We start from the raw sequence: 20,016 nt of genomic DNA, 5'->3' as shown, positions 1-20,016 counted from the left end.
ACAGCTTCTGGGACGGTAGGCTGCGGTGAAGGCGATCAACGCGATCCGGATGGGCGGTGTGGACGTGCTTCCGCTGGTGGAAGGCGGCAAGGGCGTGGCCGTGTCCACGGGAGCTTCCTGCGGGGAATGGGCGGGCGCCGGTGGCGTCGGCACCTTCTCCGGCGTGAATGCCGACAGCTACGATGCCGAAGGCAACGTCATCCGGCAGGTCTATCATGGCCGCACCCGGCGCGACCGGCACGAGGAACTCGTGGCCTACGGCATCTCGGGTGGCATCACCCAGGCGCGCGAGGCCTATGAGCGCTCGAACGGCCAGGGCCGCATCCACATCAACGTGCTGTGGGAGATGGGCGGCGCCGAGCGCGTGCTGCGCGGCGTGCTGGAAGGCGCGCGGGGGCTGATCAACGGCGTCACCTGCGGCGCCGGCATGCCCTACAAGCTGGCCGACATCGCCCGCGAGTTCGGCGTGTTCTACTACCCCATCGTCTCCTCCGGCCGGGCCTTCGCGGCGCTGTGGAAGCGCAGCTACTCCAAGGCGGCCGAGCTGCTGGGCGGCGTGGTCTACGAGGACCCCTGGCTGGCCGGCGGCCATAACGGCCTCTCCAACTCCGAGGACCCGAACAAGCCCGAGGCGCCCTATGCCCGCGTGCTGAAGCTGCGCGAGCAGATGCGTGCCTTCGGCCTGGGCGACGTGCCGATCATCATGGCGGGCGGCGTCTGGTGGCTGGAGGAGTGGGAGGACTGGATCGACAATCCGGAGCTCGGCCCCATCGCCTTCCAGTTCGGCACCCGTCCGCTGCTGACCAAGGAAAGCCCGATCAGCGAGGCCTGGAAGCAGCGCCTGCTGACGCTGAAGCCTGGCGACGTGCTGCTGCAGCCCTTCTCGCCGACCGGCTTCTACTCCTCCGCCGTCCGCAACGACTTCCTGCGCGACCTCGAGGCGCGCAACGAGCGGCAGGTGGCGATCAGCCCCGAGCCGGTGGGCGAGCACACCGCCGAATACGGCGTGGGCCCGCGCAAGCGCCTCGTCTGGCTGGCGCCGGGCGACCTGGAGCGCGTGCACCACTGGGAGGCGCAGGGCTACACCGAGGCGCTGCGCACGCCGGACAACACGCTGGTCTTCGTGACGCCCGGGAACGCCCGCGAGATCCTGAAGGACCAGACGGACTGCATGGGCTGCCTCAGCCACTGCCGCTTCTCCAACTGGACGCAGCACGGGCCGGACTACAGCAACGGCAAGAAGGCCGACCCGCGCAGCTTCTGCATCCAGAAGACGCTGCAGGACATCGCGCATGACGGCGAGATCGAGCACAACCTGATGTTCGCCGGCCACAACGCCTATCGCTTCGGGCAGGACCCGTTCTACTCGAACGGCTTCATCCCCACCGTGCGGCAGCTGGTCGAGCGGATCATGTCCGGCCGCTGAGAAGGCAGTTCACCACCTTGTTACTGCGCTCCCGCCTGTGCGGGAGCGCAATCCTTTCGCGGCCGGAAGCATAATGCCGCTTCCGTTCCGTATGAGGCAGGGGAAGCTGCTGTGCCGAAGCTGATCGAATCCATCCTGAGCCACCCGCTGGTCGAGATCCTGGCCAGGGTGGTGCTCTGCTTTCCCTTCTGGGGCAGCGGGCTCAGCAAGCTGCTGGACTTTCAGGGCGGCGTCGCCGAGATGGCGCATTTCGGCCTGAACCCGCCGGTGCTGTTCAACATCCTCGTCGTCATCACCCAGCTCGGCGGTTCGGCGCTGGTCATCCTCAACCGCTGGACCTGGCTCGGCGCCGGGGCGCTGGGCGTGTTCACGGCGCTGACCATCCCCCTGGTGCATCATTTCTGGCTTCTGGAGGGAGAGCGGGCCATCATTGCCTTCCACACCGCGGGCGAGCATGTCGGCATGATCGGCGCGCTGGTGGTGGTCTCCATCCTGGCCGTGCGGCCGCGCAGCCGTTCCTCCTCCTCCTCCCGCATGGCGGCCCTTCCCGCCGAGTGAGTGCCCTCCGCCTGATGCCGCCGACCCGCACCGCAGCCCTGCCCGCCCCGTTGCCTCGGCCCTAGACGTCCCGCATGGCACTTCTCCCCTGGGATGCCGCCGGCTACGCCGCGTGGCTGGAGCGCCACGGCCGTCTCACCGGGGCCGACCGGCAGGCGATCGCGGCGCAGGTCGCGCGCATGGGGGAGCGTCCGCGCTTCCTGCTGGTGCCGCTGCTGCGCGCCGGAGAGAGCCCCGCCGACTGGGCGGAGACGCTGCGCGGCGCGCTGTCCCAGCTCTACCCGGAATGGCGCCTCTGCCTGCCCGGCGCGGCCTGGCTGGAAGGGCTGCCGGAACCCCCGCCGCGGCCGGAGCAGGTGCTGGCCGTGCCCCTGCCTGCCGCCGCCGAGGCGCTGCCCGCCGCTTTCCTGCAGGCCGCGCTGGCGGCGGCGGAGGATGACGAAGCCTTCGTGCTGCCGCTTCCGCGCGGCGCGGTGCTGGACGAGACGGCGCTGCACGAATTCGCGCTGCTGCGGCTGCGCCACCCCGACAGCGCCCTGCTCTATGCCGACGAGGATTGCCTGGATGCGGCGGGGCGCCGCGTCTCTCCCCGCTTCAAGACGGGCTTCGACCCGGAGCTGATGCTGGCGCGCGACGCGCTGGGCCTGCCGCTGGCCTTCCGGCTTCCGCTGCTGCGGGGCCTGGGCGGGCTGCGGCGCGAGGCCGGCCCGCTGGGCGTCGCCCTGCACGATCTGGCGCTGCGGGCCATGCGGCGCGTGCCGCAGGAGCAGATCCGGCATGTGCCGGCGGTTCTCTGCCACCGCCGCCTGCCGGAGGACGCCCCGACGGAATGGGAGGGCGAGGCCGCCCGGCGCGTGGTGCGGGAGCATCTCGCCGCCTGCGGCCACCCGGCGGCGCGCCTGCGCCCCGTGCCGCAGGCGCCGCAATGGTGCGCGGTGGACTGGCCGCTGCCCGCGCGGCCGCCGCTGGTCTCCGTCATCATCCCGACGCGCGACGGCGCCGGCCTGCTGGCCCGCAGCGCCGATGCCGTGCTGCGCCGCACGGACTATCCTGCCCTCGAGCTGCTGATCGTCGACAATGGCAGCACCGGGGCCGAGGCCCTGGCGCTGCTGGCGCGGCTGCGCCAGGACCCGCGCGTGCGCGTGCTGGATGCCCCCGGCCCGTTCAACTACGCCGCGCTGAACAACGCGGCGGCGGCGGCGGCGCGCGGCGAGGTGCTGCTGCTGCTGAACAACGACACCGATGTCTATGAGCCCGGCTGGCTGCGCGCCATGGTGGCGCAGGCGCTGCGGCCCGAGGTGGGCGCGGTGGGGGCCAAGCTGGTCTATGCCGATGGCCGCCTGCAGCATGGCGGCGTGGTGCTCAGCCCGGGGCCGATGCTGGCGCACCAGCTCCGCCTCGCGGAGCCGGAGGAGACCGGGCCGCAGGGCGAGCTGATCCTGGCGCGCTCGGTGCTGGCGGTGACCGGCGCCTGCCTGGCCATCCGGCGGCAGCTCTATCTGGCGATGGGCGGCCTGGATGCCGGGGCGCTGCGCGTCGCCTTCAACGACATCGACCTCTGCCTGCGGCTGGGCAGCGAGGGCTACCGCATCGTCTGGACGCCCGAGGCGACGCTGATGCACCTCGAATCCGTCTCGCGCGGGGACGATGCGAGCGACCCGGAGCGCCATGCGCGCTTCCTGCGGGAGCTGGGCGTCATCCAGTCCCGCTGGGCCGTCGAGCTGGCGCGCGACCCCTACCACAATCCCAATCTGCTGTTCTCCTGGCAGGGCAGCGGGCTGGCCTCGCCACCTAGACGCTCCCGGCCGTGGCTGGCATAGCGAACCCGTTTACCTCCCTGGCCGCACGGCTGCCGCACAAGGCCGCCGGTGGGGCCGCCGCTGGGGCCGCCGCAAGGTCCGCTGCGGCGGCCGAAGCGGCTCCCAGGGCATCATCCGGAGTAGATTGATGGACAACCGAACGCCCGGCACTGCTGGAGCGCGTGGGGGTCACGAGGCCGCCCCGCTGGCTGCCCCGCTGGCTGCCCAGCTGGCTGCGCTGACGGATCCTTCCCTGGATCCGCTGTTCTGGCAGGCGGAGCGGATCGGCGAGGCGAGCGCCTGGTGGCAGCACGTGCCCTTCGCGCACTGGCTGGTCCGGCAGGCGGCGCCGCGCAGCCTGGTGGAGCTGGGCGCGCGCGACGGCATATCCTACTCGGCCTTCTGCCATGCGGTGCAGCGCGGCGGCCTGCCCACGCGCTGCTGGGCCGTGCAGCGCGAGGAGGGGGACCAGGGCGCCACCCCCTGCGGCGGCGCGGAACGCGGGAATTTCCGCAGCTTCCACGATGCGCGCTTCCTGGCGTTCTCCGGCCTGCTGCGGATGGCGGCCGACGCGGCGCTGCCGCGCTTCGCGGACCGCTCCATCGACCTGCTGCACATCGACGGGCTGCGCACCCAGGAGGCGGCGCGCCACGATTTCGAGGCCTGGCTGCCGAAGATGTCGGAACGCGGCGTGGTGCTGCTGCACGGCACCAACGTGCTGGAGGAGGAGGATGCCGGCGTCTGGCGCCTGTGGGCCGAGCTGCGCGGGCGGTACCCCGCCTTCGAGTTCCTGCACGGAGGGGGGCTTGGCGTGCTGTGCGTGGGCGAGGCGCCGCCGCCGGCGGTGCTGGCGCTGACCGCGCTGGCCGACCCGGCCGAGACGGCCCGGCTGCGTGGCCGCTTCGCCTGGCTGGGCGAGCGCTGGGAGGCCGAGACGCGGGAGCGGCTGGCGACGGAAGCGCGGCACGAGGCCGAGCGGCAGGCCGCGGCGCTCGAATCCCGCCGCGCCCAGGCCGTGCAGCGCGCCGAGGCGGCGCGGGCCGAGCTGGAGGCGGAACGTGACCGCGCGGAGCAGCGGACGGAGGCGGCGCGGTCGGCCTCCATGACCGCCGCCTTCAGCCATGTGGAGGCGGCGCAGGCCGAGCTGGAGGCCGCCCGCCGCAAGGCGGAGCAGGACGCCGCCGCGCGGGAGCAGCTGCTCTCCCGGCTGCTGCGGGCCGAGGGCGAGCTGCACGCCACCCAGGCCAGCCTGCGCCTGCTGACGCAATCCACGCTCTGGCGTGCCGCCGCGCCGCTGCGCAGCGCCGCCGGGCGGCTGCCGCCCGGCATGCGGCGCGGCGTGCGCGGCGCGATGAAGCTCGCCTGGTGGTCGGCCACGCTGCAGCTGCCGCGCAAGCTGCGGGAGCGGCGGGAGATCATCGCGGCGCTGGCCGCCATGCCGCAGCCGGCGCCGGCTGCGTCCGCGCAGGCCCTGGCGTTCACCGCCCCCACCGCCTCGCAGGGCGCCGCCCTGGCCGACCTCAGCGGCATGGGCGCGCTGCGCGTGGTCTGCATCTCGGGCGAGGCCAGCACGCCCGGCCATCTCTACCGCGTCGAGCGTCCCGCCGCCGCCGCCCGCCGCGCCGGCGCGCAGGTCTGGGTGGTGCGGATGGAGGATATCGAGGCCAGCCTGGCCGAGATCGGCATGGCGCAGGTGCTGTGGATGTGGCGCGTGCCGCTGAACGAGGCGGTGGCGCTGGCCATCTCCACCGCGCGCCGCAACGGCGCCCGCGTGGTGTTCGACGTGGACGACCTGCTGATCGACCCGCGCCTGGCGCGCTCCGACAAGATCGACGGCATCCGCAGCCAGAAGCTGCCGGAGGAGATGGTCGCCAACCATTTCCACCAGGCGCGGCAGGCGATGCTGGCCTCCGACCTCTGCACCACCAGCACCGAGGAGCTGGCCTGGCACATGCGCGACGCCGGCATGCCGGTGCGCGTATTGCCCAACGGCTTCGACCACGACACGCTGGCCGTCTCCCGCCGCGCCGCCCGGCACTGGGCGAAGGAGCGGGACGGGCTGCTGCGCATCGGCTACGCCTCCGGCTCGCGCACGCACCAGAAGGACTTCAAGCAGTGCGCCGCCGCGGTGGCCGGGGCGCTGCGCCGCTTCCCCGAGGCGCGGCTGGTGCTGTTCCGCTTCGCCCAGAACATCCCGACCATGGAAGGCACGCCGACGCTGGACGTGGAGGAGTTCCCCGAGCTGGCGGGCCTCGAGGACCGCATTGAGTGGCGGCCCATGGTGCCGCTGCCGCGGCTGCCCGAGGAGGTGGCGCGCTTCGACGTCAACCTCGCGCCGCTCGAGGTCGGCAACGACTTCTGCGAGGCGAAGAGCGAGCTGAAGTATTTCGAGGCGGCGCTGGTGGACGTTCCCACCATCGCCTCGCCCACCGGCCCCTACCGGCGCGCCATGAAGCATGGCGAGACCGGCTACCTGGCCGGCACGCCGGAGGAATGGTCCTCGGCGCTCGAGGCCCTGCTGGGCGATGCCGCGCTGCGCCGCCGCATGGCCGCCGCGGCGCAGCGCGACGTGCTCTGGGCCTATGGCCCCGAGCAGCGCAACGCGGCCGTGGCGGATGTGCTGGAGATGCTGCGCGGCGGGCGCTCCGCCGCCCTGGCCTTCCGCCGCAGCTGCGAGCCGCTGCCGCTGCCCGTCGCCCCCGCCGTGCCGGAGCACGAGGTGGTGTACGAGCACGATGCGCTGGGCGCCGCCGCCGTCACCGTCATCGTGCCGCTCTACAACTATGCCCGGCACGTCGCGGAGGCGCTGGACAGCGTGGTGGCGCAGACCCTGCGGCCGCTCGACCTGGTGATCGTCGACGATGCCTCGACGGATGATTCGCGGGCCGTGGCGCTGCGCTGGGCGGCGGCCAATGCCGGCCGCTTCAACCGCCTGGTGGTGGCGCGCAACCTGAAGAATGCGGGGCTGGGCCTGACCCGCAACGTGGCCTTCACCCTGGCCGAGACCCCCTGGGTGCTGCCGCTGGACGCCGACAACCGCCTGCTGCCCGATTGCGCCGCCGCCTGCCTGCGCACCGCCGATGCCTCGGGGGCCGCCTTCGCCTACCCCATCATCCGCAAGTTTGGCGATGGCGAGGGGGTGATGAACCTGCCGCCCTACGACCCGGTGCGGATGGCCAACGGCAACTACATCGACGCCATGGCGCTGATCTCGCGCGCCGCCTGGAACTGGGTGGGCGGCTACGACCACATCCCCGGCGGCTGGGAGGATTTCGACTTCTGGTGCCGCCTCATGGAGCGTGGCCTGCATGGCGAGCAGGTGCCCGGCGAGCCGCTGGCCGAGTACCGCGTGCACCACACCTCGATGATCAACACCGCCAACAGCTCCACCGCCCGGGTCGAGGCGATGATCGCCGAGCTGACGCGGCGGCACCCCTGGCTGACCATCATCTGGCCGCTGAAGGTGCCGCGCCCGAAGGCCTGACGGGGAAGCGGCGAGGGGGAGCGGCGAGGGGCCGGGGAAGGGCGTTCCCCGGCCTCCGCTCAGGGTGGCGTCATCAGCCCCACCACCGCGCCTGTCATGCAGCAGGCGAGCGTGCCGGCGGCCAGCGCCGGCAGGCCGAGGCGCAGGATGTCCGCCTTCCGCTCCGGGCACATCGCCGTCATGCCGCCGAGCATGATGCCGACCGAGCCGAGATTGGCGAAGCCGCACAGCGCGTAGGTGAGGATCAGCCGGCTGCGCGTGTCGAGCCCGAGGCCGCCGCCGGTGGCGAGGTCGAGATAGGCGACGAATTCGTTCACCACCAGCCGCACGCCGAGGCTGGTGCCGACGGTGGCGAGGTGCTCCGGAGGCACCCCCATCAGCCAGGCGACGGGGCGGAAGCCCAGCCCCGCCAGCGCCTGCAGCGACCAGCCGGTGAGCGGCTCCACCGCCATGTTCGCCAGCGCCACCAGCGCCACGAACACGATCAGGCAGGCCATGACGCCGAGCAGCAGGCTCAGCCCGTCCGCCGTGCCGCGCACCAGCGCGTCGAGCGTGCTCTCGTAGAGGCGGGGGGCGGCGGCGGCCGGCGCCTCGCCGGGGGTGGGGGCGGCGGTGCCGGGCGGGTGCATCATCGCCGCCACCAGCACCGCGGCGGGGGCGCTGACCAGGCTGGCCACGAGAAGCTGGCCCGCCGCATCCGGCACCACGGGGGCCAGCAGCGTGGCATAGACCACCATGGTGTTGCCCGAGATGGTGGCCAGCCCCGCCGCCATCACCATGAACAGCTCCGGCGTGGCGAGCCGCGCCAGCCAGGGGCGTATCAGCAGCGGCGCCTCCACCATGCCGATGAAGACATTGGCCGCCACCGAGAAGCCGCAGGCGCCGGAGAGGCCGAAGGCGCGGCGCAGCACCAGGGCGAGGCCGCGCACCACCAGCGGCAGCACCCGCCAGTGGAACAGCACCGCCGAGAGGGCTCCGACCACCAGCAGCAGCGGCAGCGCCTGGAAGAACAGGATGAAGCTGCCGCCCGGTCGCACCTCGTCGAAGGGCAGCGGCGCGCCGCCGAGATAGCCGAACACCAGGCTGGTGCCGGCCTGGGTGGCGCGGCTGAGCGCGGCGAAGGCATCGCCCAGCCGGTCGAAGGCGGCGCGCAGCGGCGGCAGGTGCAGCAGCAGCGCGCCCAGCGCCACCTGCAGCGCCAGCCCGGCGCCGAGGATGCGCCAGGGCACCGGCCGGCGGCAGCCGCCCAGCACCCAGGCGAGCCCGGCCAGGGCCAGCAGCCCCAGCCCCGATTGCAGTTGCAGCAGGCTCATGCGGGGCGCGCGGCCTCGTCCGGCAGATCCGGGAAGGGGGCAGGGGCGGGGGCGGGCAGCGCCTCCGGCTCGTCATCCATCTCGACCGCGGCGATGCGGGCACCGGCGCGGGCGATCTTCTCCGTGCTGATGTCGATCTGCCGGATGTCGTCCTGCGCCTGGTTGAAGTGTCCCTTCAGCTTCATGACCCTTTCGTTCAGCCGCGCCACGTCGCTGGCCAGCTTGCCCACCTCCTCGCGGATGCGCCCCGCCTGGGCGCGCATGCGGATGTCCTGCATCAGCGCCCGCATCGCCGAGAGCATGGCCCAGAGCGTGGTGGGGGAGGCGACATAGACGCGCCGCCGCTGCGCCTCGTCCACCAGCGCGCCGAAGCCGGTGTGCAGCTCGGCGAACACCGCCTCGGAAGGGACGAAGAGGATGGCGGCCTCCGCCGTCTCGCCGGGGATGAGGTATTTGCGGGCGATGTCCTCGACATGCCGGCGCATGTCGGCGCTGAACTGCCGCGCGGCGACGCTGCGGGCGGCGGCATCCTCCGCGTCGCGCAGCCCCTGCCAGGCCTCCAGCGGGAACTTGCTGTCCACCACCACCGGGCCGGGCGGGTAGGGCAGGTGGATCAGGCAGTCGCAGCGCGTGCCGTTCGAGAGGGTGTGCTGCCAGGAGAAGCTCTCCTGCGGCAGCCGGTCCTCGATGAGCTGGCGCAGCTGCATCTCGCCGAAGGCGCCGCGCGACTGCTTGTTGCCGAGGATGCCGGCCAGCGCGTTCACCTGCGCGCCCAGCGCCTCCATGTTCTGCCGCGCCGCGTCGATCACGGCCAGCCGCTCCTGGATCTGCCCCGCCGTCTCCTGCGCCTGGCGCGCCGAATCGGTGAGGTTGCGCAGGAAGCGCTCGTTCTGCTGGGCGAGCGCCGCGTCCAGCCGCTCGTTCTGCGCCGCCATGGCCTGCCGCAGCCCGGCGGTGGCGGTGGCCATGCGCTCGTTCTGCGCCAGCAGGCTGGCATCCAGCCGGCGGCTGGTCTCGTGCAGGCGCTCGGCCAACTGCCGGTCCTGCTGCGCCAGGCGGTCTGTGGTGAGGGCGGCGAGGCGCTCCTGCGTGGCGGCCAGCGATTCCAGCTTGCCGGCCAGCAGGGCGAAGCCTTCCAGGCCGGTGGCGGCGGGCGGGGCGGGGCGCCGCAGCAGCATCATGCCCAGCAGCCCCAGCGTGATCAGGACGGACAACAGGGCGACGGGTACCAGCCAGTCGGACATCGCGCTCTCCAATGGTGCGGGCATCCTACAGGCAGGGCCGGGAAACGGAGAGGCTTGACGGTGATCTCCAAGTAGAGAAAAATTCTCTCATGAGAGAAGATTCGCCGCCCGACCCGCTGGAAGCGCGCCTGGCTGCCTGCCTCGCCCGGCTGCGCGCCGAGCAGGGCTGGGGGCTGGAGACGCTGGCCGAGCGCACCGGCATCAGCCGCGCCACCCTCTCCCGGCTGGAACGGGGCGAGGCCAGCGCCACGGCGGGCATGCTGGGCCGGCTCTGCGCCGCCTATGGCCGCCCGCTCTCCTGGCTGATGCGGACGGTGGAGGAAGCCCCCGCCGCGCTGGTGCCGCCCGCCGCGCAGACGCTGTGGACCGACCCGGAGACGGGCTTCCGCCGCCGCTCCGTCTCGCCCCCTGCCGAGGGGTTGCGCGGCGAGCTGCTGGAGGGGGTGCTGCCGCCCGGCGCGCGCATCGACTATGCCCGCTCGCCCCTGCCGGGGCTGGAGCACCACCTCTGGCTGCTGGAGGGGCGGCTGGTGCTGACGGTCGAGGGCGTGGCGCATGCGCTGACGCCGGGCGATTGCCTGCGCTACCGGCTGCACGGCGCCAGCGCCTTCGCCTGCCCCGCCAGCGGCCCCGCCGCCCGCTACCTCCTGGCCATCATCCAGCCCTGAAAGCCCCGCGCATGATCGAGGAACTGACCGCCGACACCCTGCCCGCCGCGCTGCCCGAGCTGGCCGCGCTGCTGGAGGCCTGCGTGGCGGATGGCGCCAGCATCGGCTTCCTGCACCCGATGCCGGCGGGCGAGGCGGCCGCCTGGTGGCGCGGGCTGGAGGGCAGCCTGCGCGACGGCTCGCGTCGCGTGCTGGTGGCGCGGCGGGCGGGGCGGATCGCCGGCACCGGCGCGCTGGCGCTGGCCGGGCTGCCGAATGGCCGGCACCGGGCCGAGGTCTCGAAGCTGATGGTGCACCCGGAGATGCGGCGGCAGGGCATCGCGCGGGTGCTGATGCTGGCGCTGGAGGATGTGGCGCGCGCGGAAGAGCGCCCGCTGCTGGTGCTGGACACCAAGGCGGGCGATGCCGGCGAGCCCTTGTACCGCGCCCTGGGCTGGCGGGAGGCCGGGTCGATCCCGGGCTATGCCCTGCGCAGCGGGGGCGGTGCGGATGCGACGGTGTTTTATTACAAGACGCTGTAGGAAGTTCTTTTTTGGAAAAAAGAACCAAAAAACTTTTGTCAGTTTGGCGGACGCTGTTCGGTGGCGTGACGCCAAACTGACAAAGTCTTTTTGCTTCTTTTTCTTCAGAAAAAGAAGGTTCCTTTCCTCAGTGCCGGAAGTGGCGCATTCCGGTGAACACCATCGCCAGCCCCGCCTCGTCGGCCGCCGCGATCACTTCATTGTCGCGGATCGACCCGCCCGGCTGGATGACCGCCGTGGCGCCGGCGGCGGCCGCCGCCTGCAACCCGTCCGCGAAGGGGAAGAAGGCGTCGGAGGCGACGACCGAGCCATGCGCCAGCGGCGCCTCCAGCCCGGCGGCCTTGGCGGCCTCGGCCGACTTCCAGGCGGCGATGCGGGCGGAATCCACCCGGCTCATCTGCCCGGCGCCGATACCCACGGTGGAGCCGCCCTTGGCATAGACGATGGCGTTGGACTTGACGTGCTTGGCGACGCGGAAGGCGAAGATCAAATCCGCCATCTCCTGCGCCGTGGGGGCGCGCTTCGTCACCACCTTCAGCGCCGACTCGGCGATGCGCCCGGCATCGCGCGACTGCGCCAGGAAGCCACCCGAGACGGAGCGGATGACGCGGCCGGGCGAGGCCGGGTCGGGCAGGCCGCCGGTCAGCAGCAGGCGCAGGTTCTTCTTGCGGGCGAAGACGGCGCGGGCGGCCTCGTCGGCATCCGGTGCCACCACCACCTCGGTGAAGATGGCGGAGATGCGCTCGGCCGCGGCGGCGTCCAGCGGGCGGTTGGCGGCGACGATGCCGCCGAAGGCCGAGACCGGATCGCAGCGCAGCGCCAGGTCCCAGGCCCGCGCCAGGCTCTCGCCTTCCGACACGCCGCAGGGGTTGGCGTGCTTGACGATGACGATGGCGGGGCGCTCGAACTCGGCGACGCATTCGAAGGCGGCGTCGGTGTCGTTCAGATTGTTGAAGGAAAGCTCCTTGCCCTGCACCTGCGCCGCGGTGGCGATGCCGGGGCGGTTGGAGCCGTCCGTATAGAAGGCGGCCTGCTGGTGCGGGTTCTCGCCGTAGCGCAGCGTCTGGCGCAGCACGCCGGCCATGGCGAGGCGGGGCGGGAAGTCCTGCTCCAGCTTCGCCGCGAACCAGGTGGAAATGGCGGTGTCATAGGCCGCCGTGCGGGCGAAGGCCGCCGCCGCGAGGCGCTTGCGGGTGGCAAGGCTGGTGCCGCCCTGCGCCTCCATCTCGGCCTGCACCTCCGCCATCTGCTCCGGCGCGGTGATGACGGCGACATCCTCGTGGTTCTTGGCCGCCGCGCGGGTCAGGGCCGGGCCGCCGATGTCGATTTCCTCCACCGTCTCCTCGTGGGAGGCGCCCTTCGCCACCGTGGCCTCGAAGGGGTAGAGGTTGGAGACCAGCAGGTCGATCGGCGCGATGCGGTGCTCATCCATCTGCGCCACGTGCTTCGGGTCCGCGCGGCGGCCGAGCAGGCCGCCATGGATCTGCGGCACCAGCGTCTTGACGCGGCCGTCCAGGATCTCGGGGAAGCCGGTGTGGTCGGAGACGTCCACCACCGCCACGCCGTTCTCGCGCAGCAGGCGGGCAGTGCCGCCGGTGGAGAGGATCTCCACGCCGCGCCCGGCGAGGAAGCGGGCGAAGTCGAGCAGCCCGGTCTTGTCATGCACCGAAATCAGGGCGCGGCGGATGGTCACGATGTCGGCCATGTGCGGTCCAACCTTCCTGCAGTCTCGTCGCGCGGGGCTTAGACCGTTGCGCCGCGCCGCTCAACCGAAGGCTGCGCAGGGCTGACCCATCCTTTGCGGGCGAAGCCGGTGGTCATCCTGGCCTCGCCTTCTGCCGGAAATCGCACGCCTGGCCTGGCCCGGGAGAGGGAGCTGATGAAGGAGGCGGGCCGCTAACGCGGGAATGCCTGCCCGTTCAGGGCGCCGGAAAGCGTGGCGGCCGAATCGCCGGCCAAGGCGAAGCGCCGGACGAATGGCATGTGGCGAATTGGCACGAAGCCGCAGCCTGCATGAAGCCTTGGCCGATTTCACAGGAGGGGCAAGGCCGGCCTGGCTCTGCAGCAGGAGCGGCAGGCTGTGCTGCGACCCTTCCTGACATGAGAGATGCGGCGCAATGCCCTCGACGCCAGCAAGTCGAAAGCATTTTTTCCTGATCTTAAGCCGATTATTAAAATCGGTTTTTGTTCGAAACAAAAATTTGGCTGTTCGCCGGATCAACAAGACGCGTCGGGTTTTGCGTGGCTAGAAATTTCAATCGGAAGGCAATTTTCGCGCCAAAAAATCAAACGACAGGAGATATCACAGGAATAATATTGGCGAGAACTTAAGTGCAGATCAATATTTTATTTATAACCATGTAATTAATATCCTCTTCTGAATTCGGAACAAATTTGAGTCTAGGATTTAGAAACTATAACGATAGAATTTAAGAGAATTTTTACTGTATTTTTTGTTTGAACTTGAGCTGTGGCCGACATAGGGTAGGCACCAACTCCTGGTTGATAACAAATTATCGAGTCAGGAGAAGACGGAAAATCTCTGTATCTATAATTGTTACTTGAATATTGTTTGTATCTTTTCGACGTGTGCATGTCGAACATGCCGCGCATGCGGTTTCTTTTGCCGGAAGCGGTGGAGATTTTCCTCGCCCAGCTCAAGTCGGTGCTTCAAGCCTATCCTTGCGTGATTAAGCGGACCGCAGAAAGACAGAATTGATCTTCGGGACCGTATAATAAAATTGCGTCATTGCGACAACAAGGTGCGGGCGAACGCCTGAGCCGAGTAAACCTGCGGCTCGGTTCAGGTATTCGTCGGGCCAATTCGGGTTCTGGTCCAACCGGTTCCCGTAAGAACGGCGTATCAGAGGGTGTTTTATCAGGAGAATTGGATGTCTCCAGGTAAAGCGTCCGATTCTTGGTCCTTCCAGGAGATAGAACAATGTCTGAGGCGTTTGCTGCGGATTATTTCGACGAACAGTACTACCTGCGCACCAATCCGGACGTCCTCCTTGCCATCACGTCCGGCCATTTCAACAGCGCCTACGAGCACTTCCAGCAGTTCGGCCAGTTCGAGATGCGCGCCCCGAACGTCATGTTCGACGCGGCCTCATACCTGCTGAACAACCCGGACGTGCTGGCGGCCGTGAGCCAGGGCCTGATCCCGAGCGCCTGGTATCACTTCGTGAATTTCGGCGTGAAAGAGGGGCGCAGCGGCGGCTCCTTCGAGGGCCAGTTCAGCGAAGAGGCCTATCTGGCCGCCAACCCTGATGTCGCCGCCGCCGTCGAGAACGGGGACTTCGCCAGCGGCTACGCGCACTACCTGCTGTTCGGCGCCAATGAAGGCCGCCCCGCCTTCAACACCGATGGCAGCACCGTGACGCCGGGCGAGACCTTCTATCTCACCGCGGGCAAGGACACCTTCACCGGCACCTCCGGCGAGGATACGTTCGTTGCCGAGGGCTACAGCCCGACCGACAGCAGCCAGCAGACCCAGATCAACGCCCTCGACTCGATCGATGGCGGCGCTGGCACGGACACGCTGAACATCGCGGTCGCCGGCACTGCCAATTCGCGCCTGGCCGGCACCGTCTCGAATGTCGAGATCATCAACATCGACAATACGGAGGCCGCCGCCGCCGCCGCCCATTCCGGCGGTTCCGTCGATGCCTCGAAGTTCAGGGGCGCGACCCAGATCTGGCAGATCGGCGACGCCGCCACCGTGATCAACCTGGCCGAGACCACCACGGCCGGCTTCCGTGACCAGGACGACGACGTCACTGTCATCGCCGCCGACGACGCCACCTCGGTCATGCTGGCGGTCGACAATGTCGATGCGGGCAGCTTCGACTTCGACGAAGTCTCCGGCGAGTCCCTCGCCTCCGTCACTCTCAGGGGGACCGTCAGCGAGGATTCCAGCGACACGCCCAATCTCGACATCATCGCGGGCACCGATGTCGAGGCTGTCACCATCGACACCGAGATCGATGTCTCCCTGGATGTGAACGAGGCCGGTGCCTCGACCAGGAGCGTGAATACGGTCGACGCCTCCGCCTCGACCGGCGCGATCGAGTTCTCTGCCGACTCCGCCACCACCTCGGTGCTGACCGGCAGCGGCGATGATGAGCTGTCCCTCAACACCGCCACGGCCCGCGGCGGCGCCGCCGCCTCGCTGAATTCCGGCGCCGGCGACGACACCATCCGGATCTCCACCACCGGCACCGGCACGACCACCGTGAACGCCGGCGAAGGCAGCGACAGCGTCAGCATCTCCGGCCGCGGCACGGGCGTGCTGACGGTCAACCTCGGCGCGGGCGACGACAGCTTCGAAAGCAGCGTCGCCATCAACGGCAGCGATGTCATCGATGCCGGCGCCGGCACCGACACGCTGCTGCTGAGCCTGGTCGGCTCCGCCAACATCGGCGCGTTCCGCGGCTTCGACGTGTTCGACGTGAAGGACCTGGGCAAGACCCTCGATGTCGGCATCCTGGCGCAGAACAACAGCGTCACCGACTTCGTGGGCAGCGGCAGCTCCAACGCCGGTGTCCTGCAGAACATCGGCAGCGGCATCGGCTTCCGCGCCACGGGCGACATGGGCACGGGCGACACCCTGAGCCTGACCCAGGCGACCGCCGGCAGCCTGACCGTGACGCTGGACGCCGACGAGACCGGCACCGCCGACACGACCATCGATACCGCCGGGATGGCGATCAACGTGACCAACGCGAGGACGCTGAGCGCGGTGTTCGACGCCGACTACCTGGCCGGGATCGACGGCGAGACGACATCGGGCGACAACGTCTCCACCATCGCGCTGACGGGCGTGGCGACCAGCCTCTCCATCATGTCCGGTGGCGACAACGCCTCGAACGTCGTCACCTACACCGACAGCGCGACCACCGATGTGCTGGCCTCCGTCTCCGTCACCGGCGACCGCGCCCTGGACCTGAGTGGCGTGACCAGCACCGCCCTGGCCTCGGTCGATGCCTCCGGCCTGTCCGGCGCCCTGACCTTCAGCCTGGCTCAGCTGAAGGATGGCGGCTCGCTGGCCCTGGGCGGCGGCAATGATCTCATCACCGTCACCAACGCCTCCACCACCGGCGCCTTCGAGTCGGTCTCCGGCCTGGGCGCGAATGACCAGCTGGTGCTCGCCGCCGCCTCCGTGGCGGCCGACGTGGACAGCACCGGCACCTACGCCCTCGCCGATGGCGTGCTGGCCTTCGAGGGGACGGGTCCGTCCACCTTCGACGAGGCCCTGGGCATCGTGGATGGCGCCCTGGCCCTGAACGCCGCCGCCGTGTTCGAGTATCTGAGCGACAGCTACCTGTTCGTCCAGGGCACGACGGACACGCTGGTGAAGCTGACCGGCCTGACCAGTGTGGACAGCCTCACCGAGAGCACCACCAGCGCCGACCACTTCATGATCGCCTGATCAGCGTGGTCACGCCCCGCCTTCGGGCGGGGCAGCCTGGAATGACAGAAAACCCCGCCACGTCGCCGTGGCGGGGTTTTCTCATCTCTGCTCGGCGTTGCGTCCGGAAGCCCGCTCCTGCCGGCGGCCTCTCTCCGGGAATGCCGCCGGGCGGCGGCCTGCCTCAGTGCGCCTCGCCCCAGTTGGCGCCGTGGCCGATCTCGGCCTTCAGCGGCACGCGCAGCTCGGCCACGCCTTCCATCACCCGCCGCACGCAATCGGCGGTGGCCTCCACCTCCGCCTCCGGCACCTCGAAGAGCAGCTCGTCATGCACCTGCAGCAGCATCCGGGCCGAGAGGCCCGCCGCCTTCAGGGCGGCGGGCATCCGCACCATGGCGCGCTTGATGATCTCGGCCGCACCCCCCTGGAAGGGGGCGTTGATGGCGGCGCGCTCGGCATTGCCGCGGCGCGCCTGCTCCTTGGCCTGGATGCCGTCGATCCACAGCTTGCGGCCGAAGGGGGTGGTGACGTAGCCGGTCTCCCGCGCCTCGGATTTCAGCCGCTCCATCTCCTCCAGGATGCCGGGATACTGGGAGAAATAGGCGTCGATGATGCCGCGCGCCTCGCCCGGCCCGATGCCGAGCCGCGCCGCCAGCCCGAAGGCGGACATCCCGTAGATGATGCCGAAATTGATGGTCTTGGCGCGGCGCCGCGCCTCGCGGTCCACCTTGTCCGGCTCCAGCCGGAAGATGTCGGCCGCCGTGCGGCTGTGGATGTCCTCGCCCTTCTCGAAGGCGTCGCGCAGGCTCGGCACGTCGGCCAGGTGCGCCAGCAGCCGCAGCTCGATCTGCGAGTAGTCGGCCGCCAGCAGCACATGCCCCGGCTCTGCGACGAAGGCGCGGCGGATGCGCGCCCCCTCCTCGGTGCGGATGGGGATGTTCTGCAGGTTCGGCTCGGTGGAGGAGAGCCGGCCCGTGGAGGTGATGGCCATGGAGAAATCGGTGTGGACGCGTCCGTCGCGCGGGTCGATCTGCGCGGCGAGGCCCTCGACATAGGTCGATTTCAGCTTGGCCAGCTGGCGCCAGTGCAGCACCTGCCGCGGCAGCTCATGGCCGCGCGCGGCGAGGTCCTCCAGCACGGCGGCATCGGTGCCCCAGGCGCCGGCCTTGCCGCGCTTGCCGCCCGGCAGCTTCTGCTCGTCGAACAGGATTTCCCCGAGCTGCTTCGGCGAGCCGACGTTGAAGGGCTTGCCGGCGAGTTCATGGATCTGCTGCTCCAGCGCCACCATGCGCTGCGAGAAATCCTCGCCGATGCGGGCCAGCTCGGCGCCGTCCACCTTGATGCCGGCCAGTTCCATGTCGCGCAGCACGGGCACCATGCGGCGCTCCACCTGCTCGTAGAGCGCCAGCGCCCCGGCGGCGCGCAGGCGGGGCCGCAGCGCCTGCCACAGCCGCAGCGTCACGTCCGCATCCTCGGCGGCGTAGGCGGTGGCCTTGTCCAGCGGCACCTGGGAGAAGGGCACGCGGGCGCGGCCGGTGCCCGTCACCTCGTCATAGGGGATGGGGCGGTGGCCGAGATGGCGCAGCGAGAGCTCGTCCATGCCGTGGCCGTGGCGGCCGGCATCCATGCTGTAGGAGATCAGCATGGTGTCATCGAGCGGGGCGACGGTGGCGCCGCCATTCTCGGCGCGGCCCAGCACCTCCAGATCGTACTTGGCGTTGTGCAGCACCTTGAGGACGGAGGCGTCCTCCAGCAGCAGGCGCAGCGCGGCGATGGCCTGGTCCTGCGTCATCTGCGGCGGCGGCTTCGGCGCCTCCTCCAGCAGGTCGCCCGTGCCGGCGGCGGGGCCGTGGCGGAGCGGGATGTAGCAGGCGCGGCCGGGCGCCACGGCGAGCGAAATGCCCACGAGGTTGGCGTGCAGCGCGTCCAGGCTGTCCGTCTCGGTGTCCAGCGCCAGCACGCCGGCCTCGCGCGCGGCGGCGATCCAGGGCTCCAGCGCGGCCGGGTCGGTCACCGTCTCATAGGGGCCGAAGGGCGCGGCGTCGGCGGCGGGGGTGGCCTCGGGCGCGGCGGCCGGGGCCTCGGGGAGGGCGTGGCGCGGGCGGCTGACGGGGGCCGAGTCGCCGCCCGAATCGCCATCCAGCCCCATCCGGTGCAGCAGGGAGCGGAAGCCCTGCTCGCGCAGGAAGCCGGCGAGGCGGCCGGGCTCGGGGGCGCGGGCCAGCAGCCCGTCCACCGGCACGGGCAGCGGCGCGTCGGCGTCCAGCGTCACCAGCTTCTTGCTGACGCGCGCCAACTCGGCATTCGCGATCAGCGCCTCGCGGCGCTTGGGCTGCTTGATCTGCGGCGCGGCGGCGAGCAGCCCTTCCAGGTCGCCATATTCGGCGATCAGCGCGGCGGCGGTCTTGATGCCGATGCCGGGCACGCCGGGCACGTTGTCCGTGCTGTCGCCGGCCAGCGCCTGCACGTCCACCACCTTGTCCGGCGTCACGCCGAACTTCTCGAACACCTCCGCCTCGCGGATCGGCTTCTGCTTGATCGGGTCCAGCAGCTGCACGCCGGGGCGGACCAGCTGCATCAAATCCTTGTCCGAGGAGACGATGGTGACCTGCCCGCCCGTCTCGACAAACGTCTTGGCGTAGGCGGCGATCAGGTCGTCCGCCTCGTAATTGTCCAGCTCGACGCAGGCGACGCCGAAGGCGGCGGTGGCCTCGCGGATGAGGGAGAATTGCGGCACCAGCTCGGGCGGCGCCTCGGGGCGGTGCGCCTTGTACTGGTCGTAGATGGCGTTGCGGAAGGTGACGCGCGAGGCGTCGAACACCACCGCCAGATGGGTGCCGACATGCCGGGTGAGGAACTGCCCAAGCATGTTGGTGAAGCCGAACACGGCGTTCACCGGCACCCCGTCCGGCCGCGTCATCGGCGGCAGGGCGTGGAAGGCGCGGAAGATGTAGCCGGAGCCGTCCACCAGGATCAGGTGCGGCACCGGCTCCGGGGTGCCGGCGGGGGCTTCGGGCGTGGCGGCGGCCGCCAGCCCGTCAGTGGTGGTCGTCGCCACCCGCGCCGTCCTGCAGCACATAGGTGCGCGAGCAATAGGGGCAGGTCACCTGCGTCGCCTCGATGCGCAGCGAGACGGCCGGGTGCCCCAGCGCGCCGCCGCCGCCATCGCAGGTGACGACCCGGCTGTGGGCCGGCAGGATTTCCTCCGGCGTCACCCCGGGGGTGGCTTTCGGGGTGTAGCCCGTCAGGTTCGCGTCGCGCATCGTGTGGCTTCCGTCGCTGGCCAAGGTCCTGTGGAACATAGGGGCAGGCGGCGCCGGCCGCCAGTCGGCGGGCGCGCGGGGCGGTGGCGCGGCGCTGGACGCGGCCGCCCCGCCCCCGCTATGCCGGGGGCCGATGCCGCACCGCTCCGGCTGGACCGCCGCCGCCCTCGCCGCCCTGCGCCTGCCGGGCCTCGCCGGCTGCGCCCCGCGCGTGGTGCCGGCCGGCCCGCCCGTCGCCGCCCCCGCTTTGGCGGAGGATGCCATCCTGGCCGCCGATGGCGCCCGGCTGCGGCTGCACCACCGCGCCCCGCCGGAGGGCAGGCCCGTGCG

General features: G+C 70.8%; 13 protein-coding genes. 8 read left to right on the top strand and 5 right to left on the bottom strand.

What is annotated here, in order from left to right; genetic code table 11:
• The first annotated feature begins 25 nt into the window (after positions 1-25).
• The 4 genes from ACFOY6_RS15930 (at position 26) to ACFOY6_RS15915 (ending at position 7,267) form a co-directional block, all read left to right on the top strand.
• Positions 26-1,426 (top strand): NAD(P)H-dependent flavin oxidoreductase, encoded by a 1,401-nt coding sequence (locus tag ACFOY6_RS15930; RefSeq protein WP_109515857.1) that lies wholly within the window; start codon positions 26-28, stop codon positions 1,424-1,426.
• Positions 1,427-1,537: 111 nt separating this feature from the next.
• Positions 1,538-1,984, top strand: coding sequence for a DoxX family protein (locus tag ACFOY6_RS15925; RefSeq protein WP_379631709.1), 447 nt, complete (start codon positions 1,538-1,540; stop codon positions 1,982-1,984).
• Between the two features lie 74 nt (positions 1,985-2,058).
• On the top strand, positions 2,059-3,804 hold the full coding sequence (locus ACFOY6_RS15920; RefSeq protein WP_379651650.1) for a glycosyltransferase: 1,746 nt from the start codon (positions 2,059-2,061) through the stop codon (positions 3,802-3,804).
• Between the two features lie 127 nt (positions 3,805-3,931).
• On the top strand, positions 3,932-7,267 hold the full coding sequence (locus tag ACFOY6_RS15915) for a glycosyltransferase (protein WP_379651649.1): 3,336 nt from the start codon (positions 3,932-3,934) through the stop codon (positions 7,265-7,267).
• 59 nt (positions 7,268-7,326) lie between these two features.
• Here ACFOY6_RS15915 and ACFOY6_RS15910 read toward each other — a convergent pair whose 3' ends face one another.
• Positions 7,327-8,580 carry a NupC/NupG family nucleoside CNT transporter gene (locus tag ACFOY6_RS15910; protein WP_379651648.1) on the bottom strand — a complete coding sequence of 418 codons (1,254 nt, stop codon included), beginning with the start codon at positions 8,578-8,580 and terminating at the stop codon, positions 7,327-7,329.
• Complete coding sequence (locus ACFOY6_RS15905; RefSeq protein ID WP_109515860.1) at positions 8,577-9,824, bottom strand: DNA recombination protein RmuC; 1,248 nt, start codon at positions 9,822-9,824, stop codon at positions 8,577-8,579. The genes ACFOY6_RS15910 and ACFOY6_RS15905 overlap by 4 nt, the downstream gene beginning before the upstream one ends.
• An 89-nt stretch (positions 9,825-9,913) precedes the next feature.
• On the opposite strand from ACFOY6_RS15905, the gene ACFOY6_RS15900 reads away from it, so the two are divergent.
• Both ACFOY6_RS15900 and ACFOY6_RS15895 read left to right on the top strand, forming a co-directional pair.
• Positions 9,914-10,492 (top strand): helix-turn-helix domain-containing protein, encoded by a 579-nt coding sequence (locus ACFOY6_RS15900; RefSeq protein WP_109515861.1) that lies wholly within the window; start codon positions 9,914-9,916, stop codon positions 10,490-10,492.
• Between the two features lie 11 nt (positions 10,493-10,503).
• On the top strand, positions 10,504-11,013 hold the full coding sequence (locus ACFOY6_RS15895) for a GNAT family N-acetyltransferase (protein WP_109515862.1): 510 nt from the start codon (positions 10,504-10,506) through the stop codon (positions 11,011-11,013).
• A gap of 127 nt (positions 11,014-11,140) precedes the next feature.
• On the opposite strand, the gene purH is transcribed toward ACFOY6_RS15895, so the two are convergent.
• Positions 11,141-12,718: a bifunctional phosphoribosylaminoimidazolecarboxamide formyltransferase/IMP cyclohydrolase gene (gene purH, locus ACFOY6_RS15890; protein WP_379651647.1), complete on the bottom strand. Its 1,578-nt coding sequence runs from the start codon at positions 12,716-12,718 to the stop codon at positions 11,141-11,143.
• 1,236 nt (positions 12,719-13,954) lie between these two features.
• Here purH and ACFOY6_RS15885 point away from each other — a divergent pair.
• On the top strand, positions 13,955-16,444 hold the full coding sequence (locus tag ACFOY6_RS15885) for a beta strand repeat-containing protein (protein ID WP_379651646.1): 2,490 nt from the start codon (positions 13,955-13,957) through the stop codon (positions 16,442-16,444).
• Between the two features lie 163 nt (positions 16,445-16,607).
• Here the strand turns inward: ACFOY6_RS15885 and polA are convergent, their stop codons facing one another.
• Positions 16,608-19,502 carry a DNA polymerase I gene (gene polA / locus ACFOY6_RS15880; RefSeq protein WP_379651645.1) on the bottom strand — a complete coding sequence of 965 codons (2,895 nt, stop codon included), beginning with the start codon at positions 19,500-19,502 and terminating at the stop codon, positions 16,608-16,610.
• Positions 19,462-19,686, bottom strand: a complete 225-nt coding sequence (locus tag ACFOY6_RS15875) for a zinc-finger domain-containing protein (RefSeq protein ID WP_109515866.1) — start codon at positions 19,684-19,686, stop codon at positions 19,462-19,464. Before ACFOY6_RS15875 ends, polA begins: the two co-directional genes overlap by 41 nt.
• Positions 19,687-19,819: 133 nt before the next feature.
• Between ACFOY6_RS15875 and ACFOY6_RS15870 the strand changes: the two genes are divergently transcribed.
• On the top strand, positions 19,820-20,016 hold a 197-nt coding region (locus tag ACFOY6_RS15870), incomplete at its 3' end, for a hypothetical protein (RefSeq protein WP_456316941.1).

It is taken from the genome of Teichococcus aestuarii, assembly GCF_042651065.1.
Lineage (GTDB): Bacteria > Pseudomonadota > Alphaproteobacteria > Acetobacterales > Acetobacteraceae > Pseudoroseomonas > Pseudoroseomonas aestuarii.
This window is presented reverse-complemented; position numbering and strand designations above follow the sequence as displayed.